The sequence below is a fragment of the Roseixanthobacter psychrophilus genome (assembly GCF_043195195.1).
Lineage (GTDB): Bacteria > Pseudomonadota > Alphaproteobacteria > Rhizobiales > Xanthobacteraceae > NCEH01.
Map to the genome: position 1 here is coordinate 111,685 of NZ_JBAFWT010000011.1, position 21,332 is coordinate 133,016.

Genomic DNA, 21,332 nt, shown 5'->3' on the forward strand with positions numbered 1-21,332 from the left:
ACAGGCGGCGAACATGATCTCGCGCTTTTTCATCGAGCGACCGGTACTGGCGAACGTCCTCGCTCTTCTCTTCGTGCTGATCGGCTCGGTCTGTCTCATCCGCCTGCCGGTGGCGCAATATCCCAATATCGTGCCGCCCACCGTCACGGTCAGCACCAGCTATCCCGGCGCCAGCGCCAAGACCATCGTCGACACCGTGGCGCTGCCCATCGAGCAGCAGGTCAACGGCGTCCAGGACATGCTCTACATGCAGTCCTGGGCAGCCAGCGACGGCACCTATACGCTGGTGGTGACCTTCGCCATCGGCACCGACCCGAACATGGCGCAGGTGCTGGTGCAGAACCGCGTGTCCATCGCCATGGCCTCGCTGCCCCAGGCGGTGCAGACCCAGGGCGTGACCACGCTCCAGAAGGGCACCTCGATCCTGGAGTTCGTCGCGCTGACCTCGCCGGACGGGCGCTATGACGGCCTTTTCCTGTCCAACTATGCCGCCATCTACGTGCAGAACGAGCTGGCGCGCCTGGACGGGGTGGGCAACGTCCTGATCTTCGGCGCCGGCGATTACGCCATGCGCGTGTGGATGGACCCGGACAAGATGCAGTCTGTGGGCCTCACCCCTTCCGACGTGGTGAGTGCAATCCAGAAGCAGAGCCAGGAGGTCACGGCCGGCCAGGTGGGCATGCCGCCGACGCCCGCGGGCACCAGCTTCCAATATACCGTCAACATCCAAGGCCGCCTCAACGACGTTCCCGATTACGAGAACATCATCGTCAAGGTGGACAACCAGAATGGCGGCCGGATTCTGCGGGTGAAGGACATCGGCCGCGTCGAACTGGGTGCGCAGAGCTATTCCAAGACCTTCCAGCTCGACAACAAGCCGGCGACCGGCATCGCCATCTTTCAATTGCCCAACGCCAACGCGCTCGACGTCGCCGCCAACGTCAAGGCGAAGATGGAGCAGTTGAAGACGTCCTTCCCAGAAGGCGTCGCCTACCAGATCCCCTTCGATACCACCCTGTTCGTCGCCGCCTCCATCGGCGAGGTCTACAAGACCCTCTACGAGGCGGGCATCCTGGTGCTCGTCGTCATCATCCTGTTCCTGCAGGATTGGCGCGCGACTCTGGTGCCGGCAACCACCGTGCCGGTGACCATCATCGGCGCGTTCGCCGCCATGGCCGCCATGGGCTTCACCATCAATCTCTCGACCCTGTTCGCGCTGATCCTCGCCATCGGCATCGTCGTCGACGACGCCATCGTGATCGTGGAGGGCGTCGCGCGACACATCGAGGAGGGGATGGAGGGCCAGCCCGCCGCCGAAAAGGCGATGGACGAATTGTTTGGTCCGGTGATCGGCATCACGCTGGTGCTGATGTCGGTGTTCCTGCCCGCATCCTTCATTCCCGGCCTGACCGGCGAGATGTTCAAGCAGTTCGCCTTGGTGATCGCGGCGACCGCCTTCATCTCGGCGATCAACGCGGCGACCCTGAAGCCGACCCAGTGCGCCCTGTGGCTGCGTCCGCCGACCCCGCCGGAAAAGCGCAATTTCATCTTCCGCGGCTTCAACGCCATCTATGACCGCTGCGAACGTGGGTACACCGCCCTGATCACCCGCATGGTGCACGTCTCCGGCCTGATGGTTTTGGTGGCGCTGGGGCTGATCGCCCTCGCCGGCTACGGCCTCACCCGCGTCCCCACCTCATTCCTGCCGATCGAGGACCAGGGCTATGTGGTGCTGGCGGTTCAGCTGCCAGACGGTGCGTCCACCGCGCGGACGCAGGCGGTGGTGAACAAGGCGTCCTCCATCGCCCAGAAGATCCCGGGCGTGGACACGGTGCTCGGCATCACCGGCATTTCCGCACTCGACAACAACTCAACCTTGAGCAGTGCCGGGGTGCTCTACGTCACGTTCAAGGACTGGAGCGTACGCGACAAGGAGAAGGGTCAGGACCTGCTGTCCATCTACACGCGGATGAACGCGGAACTGAGCCAGATCGAGGAAGCGAGCATCGCAGTCCTGGTTCCGCCCGCCATCCAGGGCATCGGCAACGCGGCCGGCTTCACCATGCAGCCGCAGATCCGCGACGGCAATTTCGACTATGTCCTGCTGGAGCGGGTCGCCAACGCGATCATCGACAAGGGCGAGACCCAGTCCTCGCTCTCCCACCTGTCCACCTCGTTCCGCGTGGGCGCGCCGCAATTGCAGGTGGACGTCAATCGCATCAAGGCCGAGACGCTGGGCGTTACGGTGGGGCAGGTGTTCAACGCCGTCTCCACCTATGTGGGCTCCACCTACGTCACCCAGATCAACAAGTTCGGCAACGTGTTCCAGGTCTATGCGCAGGCCGAGGCCAAGTCGCGCATCTCGCCGGAGGATCTGAACAACCTCAAGGTGAAGGCGAGCAACGGCACCATGGTGCCCCTCGGCACCTTGATCGACATCCGCGTGATTCCCGGCGCGCCCCTGATCTCGCTGTACAATCTCTATCCGACCGCCACCATCGTCGGCACCAACGCCGCGGGCTTCTCCTCGGGTCAGGCGCTGAGCATGATGGAGCAGATCGCAGCCGCCACCTTGCCGCCGGGCATGGGCTTCGAATGGACTGCCATGTCCTATCAGGAGAAGCAGGTCGGTTCGCAGATGTACTATGTCTTCGGGCTGGCGATCCTGCTGGTCTACATGGTGCTCGCGGGACAATATGAGAGCTGGATCCAGCCGTTGTCGGTGATCCTCGCGGTGCCGCTGGCGCTGCTCGGCACCGTCGGGGCGCTGGTCGGGCTTGGAATCGCAAACAACCTCTATACCCAGATCGGTCTCGTCCTGCTGATCGCCCTGGCATCGAAAAACGCCATCCTGATCGTTGAATATGCCCGCGAGAAACGAATGGAGGGCATGGGGATCGCGGAAGCGGCGGTGGAGGCGTCGCGCCTGCGGTTCCGCCCCATCCTGATGACGTCGTTCGCCTTCATCCTCGGCGTGCTGCCGCTGGTCTTCGCCACCGGTGCGGGCGCCAATTCGCGCAAGTCCATCGGCATCGCGGTTGTGAGCGGCATGCTCGCCTCCACCTGCCTCGCGGTTCTGTTCGTGCCGTCCTTCTACACGGTGCTGCAGCGCTTCGAGGAAAAGTACCTCGGCAAGAAAAAGAAGCCGCACGCCACGCCAGAAGGCGGGCCGACGCCGCCGCCAGCTGGCGAAGTCCCCGGCCATCACGCGTCCGCCTGATGGCGGCAGCAGGGGCGCCGTGCGCGCCCCTGCCTCCAAAAGCGGCAATGCACGCCGTAAACTCACGCTTTCTTGAGGCGGTGCGCTTGTCTAACCTCAAGCCGTGCTGCGCCAACTGGAGCTGGTGACCTGAATGTCGATCCTCGCGAGCCTCCACCACGTCACCAGCTACAGCTATGACCGGCCGATCATGCTCGGTCCCCAGACCGTGCGCCTGCGCCCGGCGCCCCACAGCCGCACCGAGATACCCGCCTATTCCCTGAAGATCACCCCGGCCGAGCACTTCATCAACTGGCAGCAGGACCCGTTCGGCAACTGGCTGGCCCGGCTCGTGTTCCCCGAGAAGACCACGGAGTTCAAGGTCGAGGTGGACCTGCTCGCGCGGATGTCGGTGATCAATCCGTTCGACTTCTTCATCGAGGAATATGCCGATCATTTCCCCTTCGCATATACCGAGGAGCTGAAGGCGGAGCTCACGCCCTATCTGGCGCTTGAGGACGACGGCCCCGCGCTCGACGCCTTCGTCGCTGCGATCCCGCGCACCAAGACGCGCATGGTGGATTTCCTGGTCGGACTCAATCAGCGCGTGCAAGCCGAGGTCGGCTATGTGATCCGCCTGGAGCCCGGCGTTCAGACGCCGGAAGAGACGCTCACGAGCAAGCTCGGTTCCTGCCGCGATTCCGGCTGGCTGCTGGTGCAGGTGCTGCGCCGCCTCGGCCTGGCGGCCCGTTTCGTCTCGGGTTACCTGATCCAGCTCAAGCCGGACGTGCCGGCGCTGGACGGTCCCTCCGGCACCGACGTGGATTTTACCGACCTGCACGCCTGGGCCGAGGTCTATCTCCCCGGCGCCGGCTGGATCGGCCTCGACGCCACCTCCGGCCTGCTGTGCGGGGAAGGCCATATCCCGTTGGCGGCGACCCCGCACTATCGTTCGGCCGCGCCGATCACCGGCCTGGTCGAGCCGGCGGAGGTCACCTTCGATTTCGAGATGACAGTGACCCGCGTTGCCGAGGCGCCCCGCGTCACGCTGCCGTTCTCGGACGAAAGCTGGGCGGCGCTCAACACGCTCGGTGAGAAGGTCGACGCCGACCTGCTCGGCAATGACGTCCGCCTGACCATGGGCGGCGAGCCGACGTTCGTCTCGATCGACGATTATGAGGATCCGGAATGGAACACCGCCGCTTTCGGCCCGCAGAAGCGGGTGCGAGCGGACGATCTGATCCGCCGGTTGCGCAAGCGCTTCGCCCCCGGCGGCATGCTGCATTACGGCCAGGGCAAATGGTATCCCGGCGAGCCGCTGCCGCGCTGGTCGTTCGGCCTGTTCTGGCGCAAGGACGACAAGGCGATCTGGCATGACGAGGGCCTGATCGCCGACGAGGCGCACGATTACGGCGTCACCACTGCGGACGCCGAGCGGTTTGCGCGCGCCCTTGCCGAACGGCTCGGGCTCTCGGCCAAATATGTCCAGCCCGCCTATGAGGACAACGCCCATTTCCTCCTCAAGGAAGCGAACCTGCCGCAGAATCTGGAGCCCGGCGACAAGCGCCTGAAGGATCCCGAGGCGCGCATCACGCTGGCCAAGGCGCTGGCCGATGGCCTCGCCACGCCGCGTGGCTTCGTCATCCCGGTGACGCGGCTCAACGACAAGGCCGGCAGCGGATGGCTGAGCGAGGTCTGGAAGTTCCGCCGCGGCCATCTGTTCCTGGTGCCCGGCGACAGCGCCATCGGCTTCCGCCTGCCGCTGGATTCGCTGCCCTATCTTTCGCCTATCCTCTATCCCCACACCATTCCCGCCGATCCGATGGAGCCGCGCGGGCCGCTGCCCGATCCCGACGAGATGGCGCAGGGCTATGAGCGCGATGCCGATACCGGCCATGTGCCCTCGGCCGAGCGGGCCCGCCAGATCGTCTCCGATTACCTCGCGCGGGCGCCGGAGCCGGCGGATCAGGCGGTGCGTACGGCGGTGTCCGTGGAAGCGCGCGATGGTCGGCTGTGCGTGTTCATGCCGCCGGTCACCCAGCTTGAGGATTATCTCGACTTCGTTGCCGTGGTGGAGGCGGTGGCCGCCGAGCTGAAGATGCCGGTGCATCTGGAGGGCTATCCGCCGCCATTCGATCCGCGCCTGCAGGTGATCGGCCTCTCGCCCGATCCCGGCGTGCTGGAGGTCAACATCCATCCCGCCTCCGATTGGAAGGGATGCGTGGAAACCACGCGCATCGTCTATGAGGAGGCGAGGCTCGCCCGCCTCGGCACCGAGAAATTCATGACCGACGGGCGCCACACCGGCACCGGCGGCGGCAATCATGTGGTGGTGGGTGGCATCACCCCGGCCGACAGCCCGTTCCTGCGTCGGCCGGACCTGTTGAAGAGCCTGCTGCTCTATTGGCAGCGCCACCCCTCGCTGTCCTACATGTTCTCGGGCGTGTTCATCGGCCCGACCTCACAGCACCCACGCATCGACGAGGCCCGGCACGACAGCCTGTACGAACTGGAGATCGCTTTCTCCAAATTCCCGGCGCCGGGCACCGATCTGCAGCCGTCCCCCTGGCTGGTGGACCGGATGTTGCGCAACATCCTGATCGACGTGACGGGCAATACCCACCGCACGGAAATCTCCATCGACAAGCTCTATTCGCCCGATGGTCCCACCGGCCGGCTCGGGCTGGTGGAATTCCGCTGCTTCGAGATGCCGCCTGACTGGCGCATGAGCCTTGCCCAGCAATTGCTGCTGCGCGCGCTCATCGCCGCGTTCTGGCGCAAGCCGCTGTCCGGCGGGCTGGTGCGCTGGGGCACGGCGCTGAACGATCGCTTCATGCTGCCTTATTATGCCTGGGCGGATTTCCTCGACGTTCTGAACGACTTGCGCGAGGCCGGGTACGATTTCGACCCACTCTGGTTCCGGGCGCAGTTCGAGTTCCGCTTTCCGAGCTTCGGCAAGGTGCAGCGGGCGGGCGTCGACATCGAGTTGCGGCAGGCGCTGGAGCCCTGGCATGTGCTGGGCGAGGAGGCCGCCTCCGGCGGCACCGTGCGCTATGTGGATAGTTCGGTGGAGCGGGTGCAGGTGCAGGTGGATGGGTTCAATCCCGCGCGCCATGTGGTCACCTGCAACGGCCGGCGGGTTCCGCTCACACCCACGTCGCGCAACGGCACCTATGTCGCCGGCGTGCGGTACAAGGCGTGGGATCCCTATTCCGCGCTCCACCCCACCATCCCCGTGCACACGCCGCTGGTATTCGATCTCATCGACACCTGGGGCGGGCGCTCGCGCGGCGGCTTCGTCTATCACGTCTCCCATCCCGGGGGCCGGAGCTACGACACCTATCCGGTGAATTCCTATGAGGCGGAGGCGCGCCGGCTTGCACGCTTCGTCAACCACGGCCACACCCCCGGCGTGCCCCATGTACCGGCGGAAAGTGCGCCGGACGAGTTCCCGACCACCCTCGACCTGCGCAGGCCTGCCGGAATATGAGGCAGCCGCCGGCAGTAAATCTGCCGGCGGAAAAGAAATCCGCCCATATGGCGGATAATGTCTTTCCTCGCGGGAAAAGTTCGGCAAGCTAGGCGAGCTGACGCCGCGTCGGGCCGGCCGCTTTTTGCGGGCGGCGGCGCAGGTGGCATCATGCGCGGCCGTGCGACACGAAGCGGCCGCAGAATCTTGATCGGCGCGGACATCCATACGGGCGCGGAGACAGCATGATCTCTCAGCGTGGAGGCCGCCATGACACGCGGCCGACAAGGGATGGACAGCGAGGCTGAACGGTCCGGCTAAGGTCGGCCCGGCGTGTTCTCGGGAGGAAAGCCAAGCGTGGACAAGCTGAGCCCAGCCGAGGGCGCCATGTCCGACCCGTTCCAAGCCGCCGCGGTGGAAACCGTGCTCGACGGCTACCAGACCCTGCCCGGCGTGCGCGACGAGATGATGGGCGCCGACGGTCGCCCCCGCGCCCATTGGGTGCCGTTTCTTGCTGCCCTAGCGGAACTCGGACCGCAGGAGGTGCGCCGGCGTTTCGGCGCCGCCGATCGCTACCTGCGCGACAGCGGCGTGTTCTACCGGGTCTATGACGACAAGGGTGGGGGTGAGCGGCCGTGGGCGCTCAGCCATATCCCCCTGCTGCTGGACAAGGCCGATTGGGACGGTCTCGCCGCGGGCCTGGTGGAGCGTGCGGAATTGCTCGAGGCGCTGCTGGCCGATCTCTACGGGCCTGCACGGCTGGTGGAGCGCGGTGCTCTGCCCGCCGCCGCTGTGGCCGGCAGCCCCGAATTTCTGCGCCCGATGGTCGGCACCACCCCGCGCGGCGGCCGGTTCCTGCGATTCTATGCTGCCGACGTGGGGCGCGGTCCGGACGGGCGCTGGTGGGTGCTTTCCGATCGTACGCAGGCGCCCTCCGGCGTCGGCTATGCCCTGGAGAACCGGCTCGCCATGTCGCGCGCCTTGCCGGATGTATCCCGCTCCATGCGCATGGACCGGCTGGCCGGCTTCTTCCAGGGGTTCCGCACCTCGCTGCTGAAGCTCGACCGCACAGGCGAGGGGCGGGTCGGCCTGATGACGCCGGGCGCGCTGAACGAAACCTATTTCGAGCATGCGCTGCTCGCCCGCTACATGGGCTTCTCCCTGGTGGAGGGCGAGGATCTCACCGTGCGCGGGGATGCGCTCTACGTGCGCACGGTCGCGGGGCTGAAGCGGGTCGACGTGGTGCTGCGCCGCCTTGATGCCGACTTCGCCGATCCGCTGGAATTGAACGCGCGCTCGCGCCTCGGCGTGCCGGGGCTTGCCCATGTGGCGCGCATCGGCGGCGTCGCCCTGGCCAATGCTCTGGGCTCGGGCCTGGTGGAAGCGCCAGCCCTGATGGGCTTCTTGCCGCGCCTCGCAATTAAGCTGCTCGGCCGACCGCTCGCCTTGCCGCATGTCGGCACCTGGTGGTGCGGGCAGGCCGCGGAACGCGCGCAGGTGATGGAGAATCTCGACGAACTGGTGGTGGCGTCGGCCTTTGGCACGCCGGTTCCCGGCATGGGCCGGCGCGGCTCGATGCTGGGCGCCGATTTCACCCCCCAGGAGCGGCGGCAGCTTTCCGCGGTGATGGCGCGCCGGGGCGCGGATCTGGTCGGCCAGGATGTGGCGCGCATCTCGACCATGCCGGTGTGGACCGGCGATAGGCTCACCCCGCGGCCCTTCACGCTGCGGGTGTTCCTGGCCGCGACCGACGATGGCTGGACCGTGATGCCCGGCGGTTTCTGCCGCATCTCGGAGCGGCTGGACGCACGCGCGTTTTCGATCCAGCGCGGTGACCGCTCGGCCGACGTCTGGGTGCTGGCGGATCGCGAGGTGCCGGCCACCAGCCTCCTGCCGAGCCCCGACAATGTGCGTGTGCGCCGATCCTCCGGCACGCTGCCGAGCCGCTCGGCCGACAATCTGTTCTGGCTTGGCCGCTATGTGGAGCGCGCCGAGGCGACTTTGCGCCTGGTGCGCGCGCTGGTGGGGCGGCTTGCGGAAACCGAGCCCGCCAACAGCCCGCTGGTGATGCGGCTGATCAAGCTGCTGTCGTTCTGGGGCGCCATGCCGCGCGACTTTTCGGGGGCATCGCCGGGCCGCTATGCCATCGCAGCGCTGACCCGGAGCGATCTTCCCGGCGGCCTCCCGCGAGTGGTGAAATCAGCCCGCGCCACGGCGTCCGTGATCCGGGACCGTTTCTCGCCCGATGCCTGGCGTGCCCTGGTGGATTTGGAGGCGTGCCTGGAGGCGCCGGTGCCCACGGCCCCTTCGGAGGCCGATGCCCATGAACGTGCGGATGCGGCCCTGCGCATCATCGCCGCCTTCTCGGGCCTCGCCAGCGAGAACATGAACCGCCTCACCGGCTGGCGCTTTCTCGAACTCGGCCGACGCATCGAACGGGGCATGGCGCTGCTGCGCTTCGCCCGCACCTTCGCCGAGCAAGGCGCCCCGCGTGGCGCGCTCGACGTGCTGCTGCAACTCGCCGACAGCCAGATCACCTATCGCAGCCGCTATGTGGTGATCGAGGCGCGGGGGCCGGTGCTGGACCTGGTGCTGCTGGACCCGGACAATCCGCGCTCGCTGGCGTTCCAGGTGGAGCGCATCGCCGCGCATCTGCGGGTCCTGCCGGGGCGCGATTCGGACGAGCCGCCGCCGCGCTCGGAGCGCATCGTCGCGCGCATGCGGGCCGATCTCACCGCCGCCACGGCGGAATCCTTCGACATCGAGGATTTCGACGCGCTGGAACAGGATCTGGCGCAGCTCTCGGACGAGATCGCCGCGCATTATTTCATCCAAGGAATGGCCGCCGACGTCCCCTGGCCCGGGCAGGGATAGCCGTCATGCTCTACGACATCCGCCAGACCACGACCTATCTCTACGGGGCGCCGGTGCGGGCCGCGCGGCAGGTGCTGCACATGACACCGGTGGACCGACCGCACCATCAGCGCGTGCTCTCCCATAGCCTCGCCACCGATCCGATCCCGAGCGAGATGGAGCAGGGATTCGACTTCTTCGGCAATGCGATCGCTTGGCTGACCCTCGACACGCCTCACGAGCGGCTGGAGATTTCCACCCACAGCCGGGTCGAGGTGAAGGTGTCACCCCTGCCGGAGCCGCAGGCGACGCCGATGGTGGACGTGATTCGCGAGGCTGTGCTCGCCAGCGCCGATCTCGGACCGAGTTCGCCGGTGCACGGCCTCTATCCCAGCCGCAGTGTTCCGCTCGATCCCGCGATCACCGATTGGACGGCGGAAAGCTGCGCCCCCAACCGCCCAATCCTCGCCGCCGCCTGGGAGGTGATGGAGCGCATCCACACCGAATTCGCCTATGAGCCGGGCGCGACCGACGTGACGACGCTGCCGCACGAATCCTTCCGCGCGAAGCGCGGAGTGTGCCAGGACTTCGCCCATGTGATGATCGCCGGGCTGCGCGGGCTCGGCCTGTCGGCGCGCTATGTCTCGGGCTATCTGCGCACGGTGCCGGCGCCGGGGCAGGAGCGGCTCGCTGGCTCGGACGCGACCCATGCCTGGGCGGAGGTATGGTGCGGGGAGGAGATCGGCTGGATCGGCCTCGACCCAACCAATTCGATCGCCGCCGGCAACGATCACATCATTCTCGCCATCGGCCGCGACTATTCCGACGTGGCGCCCGTGGACGGCGTCATCGTCGCCTCGGGCGACCATATCCTGGCGGTGGGCGTCGATGTGGTGCCGGTCGAGAAGCCCTATGCGGTGGCGCCGGCGTCATAGGGCAGGCGCCACCGCGCGGGTTCAGGTCGGGCCCATCACCAGGTCCGGTAGCCAGGTGGCGATCTGCGGGAACAGGCAGAGGATGAAAATCCCCAGCATCATGGCGATCACATAGGGGAAAGCTCCCCACAGCACCTCGCTGGTGCGAACCTGCGGCGCGATCGCGTTCACCACGAACAGATTGAGGCCGACCGGAGGGGTGATGAGGCCGATCTCCATGTTGATGGTGAGGATGACCGCGAACCAATAGGGATCGAAGCCCGAGCTGACGACGATGGGATACAGCAGCGGCGCCGACATCACGATGATCGCCACCGGCGGCAGGAACATGCCCGAGATCAGAAGAAATACGTTTATCAGGCCCATCAGCACCCAGCGGTTCACCTCCAGCGACGCGATCGCGCTGGCGACGCTCTGGGTGATGAACAGGGATGACAGGGCAAAGGCGAACAACTCGGCCGAGGCCATAATCATCATGATCATGACGCTTTCCCGCATGGTCGAGCTGAAGATTTCGACGATCGGCTTTGGGCGGAACAACCGGTACATGATGATGACCACGCCCAGCGTCAGGAACGCGCCCGCGCCGGCCGCTTCCGAGGGCGTGGCGACGCCGCCGTAAAGCACATAGAGCGTGCCGCCGATGATCAGCAGGAACGGCGTGACCCGGGGCAGGGCGGCGATCTTGTCCTTCATCGTGAAGGTCGTGCCCTGTTCGTCGAAGCGAAAGCCCTTGCGCTTGCAGTCAAACAGGGCCCAAGCCATGAACATCGCGGTCAGCATCAGCCCGGGCAGGACGCCCGCCAGAAACAGGCGGCCGATGGAGGTCTCGGTGGCGATACCGTAGACGATCATGGTCACCGAGGGCGGGATCAGGATGCCGAGCGTCCCCCCGGCGCAGATCGAGCCGGTTGCGACCGAGGACGGGTAGCCCCGCTTGAGCATCTCGGGAATGCCCATCTTGCCGATGGCGGCGCAGGTGGCCGGGCTCGATCCGGTCATTCCGGCGAAGATCGCGCAGGCACCGATGTTGGACAGCACCAGCCCGCCCGGCACGCGGTTCAGCCAGCGGTCCAATGCTTCGTAGAGGTCCTTGCCCGCCGGCGTCGCCGCCACCGCCGCGCCCATGAGAACGAACATGGGGATCGAGACATAGGCAAGGTTGGCGATGCCTGCGAACATGGTCTCCGCCAGCACCTCGAACACGCCAAAGCCATTCGCGATCAGCAGGCCGCCGATGGCAGACAGTCCCAGCGCGAACGCGATCGGCATGCCGGTTGCGAGCAGCACGACGAGGGTCGCGACCACCGTCAGTCCGGCCATGGAGGGAGAAAGCTGGATCATGCGGCATCTCCATAGGTTCCGCCGATCCGGCGCAGAATTTCAGCGACATATTGCAGGCTGAGGAGAACGAAGCCGATGGGCAGTGGCAGCAGCGGCACCCACAGCACGATGGCGGCGACCGTGGAGGTGCGCCATTCGTTCACATAGGCTTCGTGGAAGAAGATCAGGCTCGCAATGCTCATGGCGATGCAGAACAGCAGGCCGAAGGCCGCGCCCGCGAGGCCGAGCGCGTGCCGCACCGGCGGCGGCGTCATGATCTCAATCACGTCCACCCCCACGTGCCCGCGGGTCTGCAGTACATAGGGCGCGCCCAGGAACACGGCGGCCGTGGCGGCGAAGATAACGAAATCCGTCTGCCAGATGGTCGGTGAGCGAAACACATAGCGCAGGAAGATCATCTCGCACGTCACCAGCATGGCGGCGAAGAGGAGCAGCGCAGCAATGACGGCGGCAATGCGGGAGAGGGTATCCACCGCGGCGAGAAAAGGTCGGATCATGTTTTTCGGCCGGTTGGTGCGAGAGACGGCGACCCGGCGGCCCCCGCGAAGGGGCCGGCCGTGCGGTTCTCCCGCCCCCCGGCCCGCGCACGGGCCGGGGGGCGGGCAGACGTCATTGAACGGCGAGCGCCTTCTTGATCAGCTCGTCGCCGCCCTTCACCTTCTCGGAATAGTTTTTGTAGGAACTTTCCTGAGCCACCTTCAACCAGGCGTCGTAATCGGCGGCGGACATCTCGATCACTTCGACGCCGGCCTTCTTATAGGTGTCGATCAGCTTCTGATCGCCCTTTTTCACTTCCGTGGAAAACCAAACCTGAGCCTTCTTGCCAGCGTCCAGTATAGCCTTCTGCTGCGCCGGGTTGAGGCGGTTGAACACCTGCTTCGACATGAGCACCGGTTCGTACATGAACCACAGGGCGTTCGCCCCTGGCGCCGTGAGGCACTTCACTTGTTCATAGAGGCGGTAGGAGACGAAACTCTCCGACGAGGTGTTGGTGGCATCCAGCACGCCGGTCTGCATGCCCGAATAGATTTCAGAGGAAGGCATGGAGGCGATGGACGCGCCGGCCTTCGCCAGCATCTGCTCGAATGCCGGGCCGGCGGCGCGCGTCACCTGACCCTTTATGCTGTCGGGGTTGGTGATGCACTGCTTCTTGGATGCGAATGCGCCGGAAAGCCAGGCGTCGGAAATAACGATCGCACCGTGTTCCTCGACGATCTTCTTGATATCCGCCATGAAGGGGGAGTTGTTCAGGCGCTCGGCGCGATCAAAGTTCCGCACCAGGCCGGGCATCAGCGTTACTGAGAATTGCGGCACACGTCCGGACGCATAGTCGAGCGGAAATGAAGACAAATCGAGCTGGCCCTTGGTCAGCGCGCCCCATTGCTCGTTGGGCTTATAGAGAGATGAGCCGGGAAAGACCTGGATCTTCAGCCCGACATTGGCGGCTTCCACATCGCGGGCGATCATCTGTACCATTTCGTCGCGCGGATCTCCCTTGCCACCGGGAAACTGGTGCGAGGCGCGTAGGGTGATGTCTTGCGCGGCCACGGGCGCGGCGCACAAAAGCGCGGCGGCGAAGGCCAGCGCACCGCGCTGGCAGGCCCGCGAACGCGGGGAAGCGATCTTGGTCATGGTGTCCTCCTATATGGCCGCGGTCAGCGGTCCGATTGGCGTTTCCTCGAACCCGTCCCGGTTGCTCCGGGATCGGCGGTTCATTCACTGCGACGCCCTGGCAAGGCCGGGCGGCGCGTCCTCAAGCCACCGAGCTGAGATAAATGTCCTTGAAGGTCTCTCTCAACACGTTCTTCTGCACTTTTCCCATGGTATTCCGTGGAAGTTCTTCGACGAAGATCACCCGCTTGGGCAGCTTGAACTTGGCGAGCCGGTCTTCCAGCGCGGCATGCACGTCGGCCTCGCTCAGATCGGCCCCGGCGCTGCGCACGACCACCGCCGTGACCCCCTCGCCGAAATCCTTGTGGGGCACGCCGATGACCGCGCTTTCCACCACGCCGGGCAACAGGTCGATCTCGCCTTCCACTTCCTTCGGATAGACGTTGAACCCGCCGGTGATGACGAGGTCCTTGCCGCGCCCGACGATGTGGATATAGCCGCGCGGATCGATCTTGCCGAGGTCGCCGGTGATGAAGAAGCCGTCGTGGAACTCGCTGGCGGTCTTCTCCGGCAGCTTCCAATAGCCTCTGAACACGTTCGGCCCCTTCACCTCGATGGCGCCGATCTCGTCCGCCGCCAGCACCTTGCCGGTTTCGGGATCGGTGATGCGGATCTCGACGCCGGGCAGGGGGAAGCCGACCGTTCCGGCGCGCCGCTCGCCGTCATAGGGGTTGGAGGTGTTCATGCCGGTCTCGGTCATGCCGTAGCGCTCCAGGATCGCCTGGCCCGTGCGCTCCTCGAAGGCGCGATGGGTCTCGGCGAGCAGGGGGGCGGAGCCAGAGATGAACAGCCGCATGTGGGCGGTGGCCGCGCGGGTCAGGCCCTCCTGGTCCAGCAGGCGGGTATAGAAGGTGGGCACGCCCATCAGGCTGGTGGCCTTGGGCATCAGGCGAAGCGTCTGGGCGGCATCGAACTTCGGGCAGAAGATCATGCTCGCGCCGGAGAGCAGGATGATGTTGCTGGCGACGAACAGGCCATGGGTGTGGAACAGCGGCAGGGCGTGGATCAGCACGTCGTCCGCCGTGAAGCGCCAGTAATCGCGCAGGGTCAGGGCGTTGGAGAGCAGATTGTCGTGGCTCAGCATGGCGCCCTTGGCGCGGCCGGTTGTGCCGGAGGTGTAGAGGATGCCAGCAAGGTCGTCCGGTCCGCGCGCCACGTCCTCGAACGTGTCGGGAAAGCCCTGCGCCTTGTCGGTGAGTGTGCCGACCCCATTCGCTCCGAGGGTCTCCACCTCGGGCACGCCGAGGGAGGTGGCGAGCGTGCGCACGTCGGCCGCGATCTCGGGGCGGCAGACCATCACGGTCGGCTCCGCGTCGGAGAGGAAATAGCTTAATTCCGTCAGCGTGTAAGCCGTATTGAGCGGGAGATAGACCGCGCCGGCGCGCACGGCGGCGAGATAGAGCGCCAGCGCCGGCCAGGATTTTTCCACCTGGACCGCCACCCGGTCGCCCGGCTTCACGCCGAGCGCGACCAGCAGGTTGGCCATGCGGGCGGAGAGCGCGAGGGCGTCTTCATAGGTTTCCACCCCGCCGGCCGGGTGCAGCACCAAGGGCTTGTCCAGGGCGGGAATGGCCGCCCGCATGGCGGAGAAGAGATGGTTGGTCTGGCTCATTGCACCGGCACCAGGGAGCGCGAGGCGATTTCGCCCCGCAGGAGTTTCTTGACGGCGGGGCTCGCGACCACCTCGCCTTTTCCGGCGAAGGCCTCGTGGTTCTTCTCGATGTCCGCCAGCACGTAACGATAATTCACCATCAGCCCAGCGGCCTGGGCGACGCCCTTGGGCGAGAGGTCGCCCATGGGATTGATGCGCTCCAGCCGCGCACCATTGCCGAGATGGAACCGCGCGACCGGGTCCACCGGCCGGCCCCTGGCGGTCTTGGCGACCAGGAAATACTGCGCGGCGGCGGCGCAGATGACCGGCGTCAGCTCGGCACGAGCCTCGTCACGCTCCTGCCAGTCCGGCGTCTCCAGCAGCTTCAGCGTGGCGCGGTCGGCGGGGGTCAGCAGGGTGCTGGCCTCGTTGCGGATCTCGCCGTCGAGCCAGGCGCGGAAGGTGGGGGTGGGCGAGAGGGTGACGAAGGTGGTGAGGGAGGGCATCTCCCGGGAGATCTCCTCGACCACCTGCTTGATCAGGAAGTTGCCGAAGCTCACGCCGGCGAGGCCACGCTGGCAATTGGAGATGGAATAGAACACCGCCGTGGTGGCGGTTGCTGGATCAAGCGGCGGGCCGCGCTCGGGATCGAGGATCGGTGCGATGGCCGCCGCCGGCTCCTTCATCAGGGCGATTTCCACGAAGATCAGCGGCTCGTCGACCATGGCGGGATGGAAGAAGGCGTAGCAGCGCCGGTCCGGACTGTCGACGCGGGCACGCAAATCGTTCCAGTCCTTGATCTCATGCACCGCCTCGTAGCGGATGATCTTTTCCAGCACGTTGGCGGGCGTGGACCAGTCGATGCGGCGCAGCACCAGGAACCCCCGATTGAACCAGGAGGAGAAAAGGTGGCCGAAATCCCGGTCCACCGGCGCGAGGTCGCGGCGATGCGCCATGGCGTCCATCAGATCCTCGCGCATGCGCACGAGGCTGGCGGTCGCTCCCGGCGCCATGTTGAAGCGGCGAAACAATTCCTGCCGCCGCGGCTCGCTCGCCCGGTGGATGGCGGCGACCGCCGCCTCGGAGGCGTCGGTGTCGTCGCTGGCCGTGGCATAGGCGGCAATTGCTGCGTCGAGCTTCGCCTTGTCCGGGCCGAAGGTGGTGAGAAGCGCCTCGAACAGGGCGATGCGCTCGCCGGTCTTCATGCGGGAATAGCGATTGAGGATGTCGGCAGCGAGCGCCACGCCGGAGGCTTCGCCACGGCCGGAGAGCAAATCCTCGCAGCGGTCGATCAGGGTGGCGGCGCGGGTGGCGCCAGCAGTGCGGGTGGAGCGATCAAGCAGCGCGCGGCCGCGCTCGGCAATGGTGGTGAGGAGGTCGCCGAAGAACGAGGTATTGGAGGTCATGTCCGCCGTCCCGAATTGCGTGACTGCCCATCATGACACAGGGCGTGGCCGGTTCCGGCAAAATCCTGGGTGATCCCCCACCCCGAAGGCACGGCGCGGACGGCGCCGGCCGAGCACAGGGGCCCGGTGCGGCGACGGAGCGGAAGCGGAATGCGCGCCTGAGGCTGAAGTTTCGGCATCGTCGACTTTCTCGAAACGGCACCCGTATCAAAACCCTCTCTGCATTTTCTGTCAACGATCATGTATGCAAGATTTGTATAGATGCATTTTTTGAAGCTGCTAAAGTTGCGCATCGGTTCGGGAGAGCAGTGTGCGGGGCGAAGCCACACCACGTTTGCGGGAAGCGCTGGAGGACGACATCGTCGCCGGCCGGCTGCGGCCGGGGCAGCGGCTGGATGAAGTGGGCCTTGCCGAGCGTTTCAACGTTTCGCGCACGCCGATCCGCGAGGCGCTGATCCAGCTTGCCTCTTCAGGGCTGGTGGAGATCCGCCCCCGGCGCGGCGCCTTCGTGCTGCTGCTCGGGCCGCGCGAGCTGATCGAATCCTTCGAGCTGATGGCGGAGATCGAGGCCGCCTGTGCGCGCCTTGCCGCCCGGCGCATGGGGGATGACGACCGTGTGGCGCTGGAAACCGCCCATCGCGCATGCGAGGAGGCGGTGCGGGCGGGCGATCCCGAAGCCTATTATCCCACCAATGCGGCTTTTCACGCCGCCATCTATGCCGCCACCGGCAATCGTGTGCTGGCGGCGGAGGCGCTCCGCCTGCAACGGCGGCTCCAACCCTACCGTCGCCTGCAATTGCGCGTGCCCCGCCGCATGGACGCTTCTTTCGCCGAGCACGAGGCGATCTTGACGGCCCTGCTGGCAGGGGAGGGCGAAATCGCCGCGCAGGAATTGCGCGCCCATGTGCTGGTGCAAGGCGAGCGCTTCATGTCGCTGATCACGGCCTTGCAGGACGAGGCGGAAGCGGTCTCCCGCGCCGGGTGAGCGATCTTCCCCCTCTCCCCACCGAGGAGAGGGACGGGGTGAGGGGGCAGCGCGTGGGCGTGCTGCGCTTTTGCCTGCTGCGCAGCGTTTTTGCGCTGGGTCCCGGCTCCGCGCTCCGGCTGCGCCGCCGCTGGGCGGGGACGCTGGGCCCTCACGCGCCGGTGAAGAAATCCACCAGCAGCTTGATGTTGAGCGAGATCACCAGCAGCCCGGCCGCCGCCGCGAGGAACGTCTGCCAGCGCGGCGCGACGAACACGCCCATCTTGCGCTTGTCGCTAGTGAACATCACCAGCGGCACGATGGCGAACGGCAATTGCAGCGACAGCACCACCTGGCTGAGGATCAGCAGGGACGAAGCGCCGGTCTCCCCATAGGCGATGGTGACCGCCGCCGCCGGCACGATGGCGATGCTGCGGGTGATCAGCCGCCGCAGCCAGGGTTGAAGCTTAATGTGCAAAAACCCTTCCATCACTGCCTGTCCGGCAATGGTGGCCGTGACGGTGGAATTGAGGCCGCAGCACAGGAGCGCCACCGCGAACAAGGTGGGGGCGAGCGCGCTTCCCAGCAGGGGGTTCAGCAATTCGTGGGCCTTGCCGAGGTCCGCCACTTCCCCCCGACCGTGGAAGGCCGCCGCCGCCAGGATCAGGATCGAGGCATTGATTGTGAGCGCGAACATCAGGGCGAAGGTGGAATCCCAGGTGGCGTAGCGGATCGCCTGCCGGATGCCGCTTTCGGTGCCGTCGTGCTTGCGGGTCTGCACGATGGCGGAGTGCAGGTAGAGATTGTGCGGCATCACCGTCGCGCCGAGGATGCCGAGCGCGAGATAGAGCATGTCGGGATTGGTGATGATCTCAGTGGTCGGCGCAAAGCCGCGGATCACCTCGCCCCAATTGGGATCAGCCAAGGCGATTTGCACGCCGAAGCAGGCGGCGATGATTCCGAGCAGGCCCACCACCAGGGCCTCGACGAAGCGGAACCCGAGCTTCTGCAGCCATAGGATGAGGAACACGTCCAGCGCCGTGATGATGACGCCGATTTCCAGGGGAATGCCGAACAGCAGATTGAGGCCGATGGCGGTGCCGATCACTTCCGCAAGGTCGGTGGCGCAGATGGCCGCCTCGGCGAGCGCCCACAGCACATAGGCGACCGGGCGCGGGAAGCTGTCGCGGCAGGCCTGAGCGAGGTCGCGGCCTGAGGCGACGCCGAGCCGCGAGCACAGGGCTTGCAGCAGTATGGCGATGAGATTGGAGAGCAGCGCAACCGTGAGCAGCGCATAGCCGAAGCGTGATCCGCCAGCGAGCGAGGTCGCCCAATTGCCCGGGTCCATATAGCCGGTAGCGACGAGATACCCCGGCCCCATGAAGGCGAACAGGCGGGAGAAGCCCCGGCGCTTGGTGACGTCGATGGAGCCGTGCACGTCCGACAGGGCCGGGTCGCCCCGCTCCTGCCGCCAGCCGTTCAAACCCACCTGCCGTGAATGATCAAGCATGATGCCACCGGAAATCTCGACGCGGACCATTGGCTGCGCCCATCAGCCGCTTGCTTTCGGCCGGGGTCAGACGAGAGTCGAACCCTGCGATTGCGAACGAGTTGCAAGATAATGTGGAGCTTTTTCCATCGTTGTCAATGTTGTTGCAAGTCGGTCGCAATAGCCGCTCTCTTTCTCCGATCCGACGAGCAAGCATGCAAGAGATGGTCCGCACGTTGCCGCTTTGCGCTTCCGCAAGGTGTCGCAGGGCAGGGGACGAAAGGCGCAGACGGATGCCCTTGCGAGGCGGGCGCCGCCCCTCCAAAGTCGCCTCAAGATCAAGGGAGAGGACCCCATGGCGGCGTCGGAACGTCCGAAAACGGGCGCGGATTCATATGACTACATCATCGTCGGGGCCGGCTCGGCGGGCTGCGTGCTGGCCAACCGGCTGTCCGCCGACCCCAATGTGCGAGTTGCGATCGTCGAGGCCGGGGGCAAGGACGACTGGATCTGGTTCCACATTCCCGTGGGCTATCTGTTCGCCATAGGCAATCCGCGCGCCGACTGGTGCTTCAAGACCGAGCCGGAGGCGGGCCTGAACGGGCGCGCGCTGTCCTATCCCCGAGGCAAGACCATCGGCGGTTCCTCGGCCATCAATGCCATGATCTACATGCGCGGGCAGGCGGCGGATTACGACCATTGGCGCCAATTGGGCCTGCCCGGCTGGGGCTGGGACGACGTTCTGCCGCTGTTCAAGAAGCACGAGGACCATTTTCTCGGCCCCAATGCCCACCATTCGGTTGGGGGGGAATGGCATGTGGAGTTTCCGCGCATCACTTGGCCGCTTCTCGACAAAGTGCGTGACGCCGCATCCGAGGATGGCATCGGCGCCATCGACGATTTCAATACCGGCGACAACGAGGGCTCCTGCTATTTCCACGTGAACCAGAAGCGGGGCCTGCGTTGGAGCGCGGCGCGCGGCTTCCTCAAGCCGGTGCTCTCGCGCCGCAATCTTGAGCTGATCACCGCCGGCCATGTGGAGAAGGTGACAATCGAGAACAACCGCGCCACCGGCATCGTTCTGCGGACCCCGCAGGGCCGGCGCACGCTGACAGCCCGGCGCGAGGTGGTGCTGGCCGCCGGCGCGCTCGGCTCGCCGCAATTGCTTATGCTCTCCGGCATTGGGCCGGGCGCGCATCTCCAGGCCAACGGCATCGAGACCGTGCGCGACCTGCCCGGCGTCGGCTCCAACCTGCAGGACCATCTGCAATTGCGCCTGGTGTTCAAGGTTTCCGGCATCGGCACCCTGAACGAGCGCTATCATTCGCTGCTGGGGCGCGCGGGCATGGGCCTCGAATATGCTTTCCTGCGGCGCGGGCCGCTCACCATGGCGCCGTCCCAGCTCGGCATCTTCACCCGTTCGGATGCGGCGCAGGAGCGGGCGAACCTGGAATTTCATGTCCAGCCGCTCTCGCTCGACAAGTTCGGCGACCCGCTGCACCGGTTTCCCGCCTTCACGATGAGCGTCTGCAATCTGCGGCCTACCTCACGCGGCACCATCCGCCTCAAGACCGGGGATGCGGCGGCGGCGCCGGAGATCCGCCCGCACTATCTCACCACGGACGAGGATCGCACGGTCGCGGCGCAGTCGATCCGCGTCGCCCGCCGCATCGTCTCCCGCCCGGCGCTCGCGCCCTACGGGCCGGAGGAGATCCTGCCCGGCCCGGCGGTGGGCGACGACGAGGTTTCCCTGGCGCGAGCGGCCGGCAATGTGGGCACCACCATCTTCCATCCGGTCGGGACCGCGAAGATGGGCCTGCCGTCCGATCCCATGGCGGTGGTGGATGCGCGCCTGCGGGTGATCGGCATCGACGGCCTGCGGGTGGTGGATGCCTCGATCATGCCGAGCATTACCTCCGGCAACACCAATTCGCCGTCCATCATGATCGGCGAGAAGGGGGCTGCCATGATCCTGGAGGATGCCCGCGTATGACATTTTTTCGTTCACTGGGCGCGGCTGCGCTCCTGGTGCTGGCCGCAGGCCCGGCTCCGGCGTCCTCGCCGGATGCCTGGGCCGAGCTGGAGGCAAAAGCCCGCGCCGCCTGCCTCACCGCCAGCGCGCTCAAGCAGGCGCGGGTGGAGGGGGCGCCGGTGGTGTTTGCCGCCCATGTTCTGGTGCTGGTGAAAGGCCGCTGGCCGCAGCCGCACATGAAGAACCAGGCCGCCACCTTCGCCTGCCTCTATGATAACCGTGCCGGCACCGCCGAGGCGCAGGAATGGACCGCCCCCGCGCCCAAATAACCCGGCAGCCGCGCCGCGGCCGTCCGACAATGGCACCCTCTCGTGCCATGTGCACAAGGAGGCGGGCCGGGCACCCTGGCGATTGTCAATCGCCGGGCGATGGGCTAGAG

The 21,332-nt window shown here is 66.2% G+C and carries 12 protein-coding genes and 1 pseudogene; 7 read left to right on the top strand and 6 right to left on the bottom strand.

The window, feature by feature from the left end; all coding sequences use genetic code 11:
* Window positions 1-13: 13 nt before the first annotated feature.
* The 4 genes from V5F77_RS12640 to V5F77_RS12655 all read left to right on the top strand — a co-directional run bounded on the left by V5F77_RS12640 (window position 14) and on the right by V5F77_RS12655 (window position 10,456).
* Window positions 14-3,220, top strand: a complete 3,207-nt coding sequence (locus V5F77_RS12640; RefSeq protein WP_429005706.1) for an efflux RND transporter permease subunit — start codon at window positions 14-16, stop codon at window positions 3,218-3,220.
* 133 nt (window positions 3,221-3,353) lie between these two features.
* On the top strand, window positions 3,354-6,689 hold the full coding sequence (locus tag V5F77_RS12645; protein WP_429005707.1) for a transglutaminase family protein: 3,336 nt from the start codon (window positions 3,354-3,356) through the stop codon (window positions 6,687-6,689).
* 366 nt (window positions 6,690-7,055) lie between these two features.
* Entirely contained in the window at window positions 7,056-9,542 is a 2,487-nt protein-coding gene (locus V5F77_RS12650) for a circularly permuted type 2 ATP-grasp protein (protein ID WP_429005732.1), read from the top strand.
* Window positions 9,543-9,547: 5 nt separating this feature from the next.
* Window positions 9,548-10,456, top strand: a complete 909-nt coding sequence (locus V5F77_RS12655) for a transglutaminase family protein (protein WP_429005708.1) — start codon at window positions 9,548-9,550, stop codon at window positions 10,454-10,456.
* A 21-nt stretch (window positions 10,457-10,477) separates the two neighbouring features.
* Here V5F77_RS12655 and V5F77_RS12660 read toward each other — a convergent pair whose 3' ends face one another.
* The 5 genes and pseudogenes from V5F77_RS12660 to V5F77_RS12680 form a co-directional block, all read right to left on the bottom strand.
* Window positions 10,478-11,800, bottom strand: coding sequence for a TRAP transporter large permease (locus tag V5F77_RS12660; protein ID WP_394085419.1), 1,323 nt, complete (start codon window positions 11,798-11,800; stop codon window positions 10,478-10,480).
* 20 nt (window positions 11,801-11,820) lie between these two features.
* Window positions 11,821-12,297 (bottom strand): annotated as a pseudogene (locus tag V5F77_RS12665) (TRAP transporter small permease subunit); the annotation flags it as partial.
* Between the two features lie 112 nt (window positions 12,298-12,409).
* Window positions 12,410-13,432, bottom strand: a complete 1,023-nt coding sequence (locus V5F77_RS12670) for a TRAP transporter substrate-binding protein (RefSeq protein ID WP_394085420.1) — start codon at window positions 13,430-13,432, stop codon at window positions 12,410-12,412.
* Between the two features lie 121 nt (window positions 13,433-13,553).
* Window positions 13,554-15,083 carry a malonate--CoA ligase gene (locus V5F77_RS12675; RefSeq protein WP_429005710.1) on the bottom strand — a complete coding sequence of 510 codons (1,530 nt, stop codon included), beginning with the start codon at window positions 15,081-15,083 and terminating at the stop codon, window positions 13,554-13,556.
* Complete coding sequence (locus V5F77_RS12680) at window positions 15,080-16,468, bottom strand: malonyl-CoA decarboxylase (RefSeq protein WP_429005711.1); 1,389 nt, start codon at window positions 16,466-16,468, stop codon at window positions 15,080-15,082. The genes V5F77_RS12675 and V5F77_RS12680 overlap by 4 nt, the downstream gene beginning before the upstream one ends.
* 310 nt (window positions 16,469-16,778) lie before the next feature.
* Between V5F77_RS12680 and V5F77_RS12685 the strand changes: the two genes are divergently transcribed.
* On the top strand, window positions 16,779-17,453 hold the full coding sequence (locus tag V5F77_RS12685) for a GntR family transcriptional regulator (RefSeq protein ID WP_429005712.1): 675 nt from the start codon (window positions 16,779-16,781) through the stop codon (window positions 17,451-17,453).
* Window positions 17,454-17,604: 151 nt separating this feature from the next.
* On the opposite strand, the gene V5F77_RS12690 is transcribed toward V5F77_RS12685, so the two are convergent.
* Window positions 17,605-18,942 carry an Nramp family divalent metal transporter gene (locus tag V5F77_RS12690; RefSeq protein ID WP_429005713.1) on the bottom strand — a complete coding sequence of 446 codons (1,338 nt, stop codon included), beginning with the start codon at window positions 18,940-18,942 and terminating at the stop codon, window positions 17,605-17,607.
* Between the two features lie 334 nt (window positions 18,943-19,276).
* Between V5F77_RS12690 and V5F77_RS12695 the strand changes: the two genes are divergently transcribed.
* Entirely contained in the window at window positions 19,277-20,914 is a 1,638-nt protein-coding gene (locus V5F77_RS12695) for a GMC family oxidoreductase (protein ID WP_429005714.1), read from the top strand.
* Entirely contained in the window at window positions 20,911-21,222 is a 312-nt protein-coding gene (locus tag V5F77_RS12700; RefSeq protein ID WP_429005715.1) for a hypothetical protein, read from the top strand. Before V5F77_RS12695 ends, V5F77_RS12700 begins: the two co-directional genes overlap by 4 nt.
* Window positions 21,223-21,332 lie beyond the last annotated feature (110 nt).

What these genes read in the sequence shown, in the direction of transcription:
- V5F77_RS12670 (WP_394085420.1), bottom strand. Translation starts at nt 13,432, where the DNA reads ATGACCAAGATCGCTTCCCCGCGTTCGCGGGCCTGCCAGCGCGGTGCG.
- V5F77_RS12675 (WP_429005710.1), bottom strand. Translation starts at nt 15,083, where the DNA reads ATGAGCCAGACCAACCATCTCTTCTCCGCCATGCGGGCGGCCATTCCC.
- V5F77_RS12690 (WP_429005713.1), bottom strand. Translation starts at nt 18,942, where the DNA reads ATGCTTGATCATTCACGGCAGGTGGGTTTGAACGGCTGGCGGCAGGAG.
- V5F77_RS12645 (WP_429005707.1), top strand. Translation starts at nt 3,354, where the DNA reads ATGTCGATCCTCGCGAGCCTCCACCACGTCACCAGCTACAGCTATGAC.
- V5F77_RS12695 (WP_429005714.1), top strand. Translation starts at nt 19,277, where the DNA reads ATGGCGGCGTCGGAACGTCCGAAAACGGGCGCGGATTCATATGACTAC.
- V5F77_RS12650 (WP_429005732.1), top strand. Translation starts at nt 7,056, where the DNA reads ATGTCCGACCCGTTCCAAGCCGCCGCGGTGGAAACCGTGCTCGACGGC.
- V5F77_RS12680 (WP_429005711.1), bottom strand. Translation starts at nt 16,468, where the DNA reads ATGACCTCCAATACCTCGTTCTTCGGCGACCTCCTCACCACCATTGCC.
- V5F77_RS12660 (WP_394085419.1), bottom strand. Translation starts at nt 11,800, where the DNA reads ATGATCCAGCTTTCTCCCTCCATGGCCGGACTGACGGTGGTCGCGACC.
- V5F77_RS12700 (WP_429005715.1), top strand. Translation starts at nt 20,911, where the DNA reads ATGACATTTTTTCGTTCACTGGGCGCGGCTGCGCTCCTGGTGCTGGCC.
- V5F77_RS12640 (WP_429005706.1), top strand. Translation starts at nt 14, where the DNA reads ATGATCTCGCGCTTTTTCATCGAGCGACCGGTACTGGCGAACGTCCTC.
- V5F77_RS12655 (WP_429005708.1), top strand. Translation starts at nt 9,548, where the DNA reads ATGCTCTACGACATCCGCCAGACCACGACCTATCTCTACGGGGCGCCG.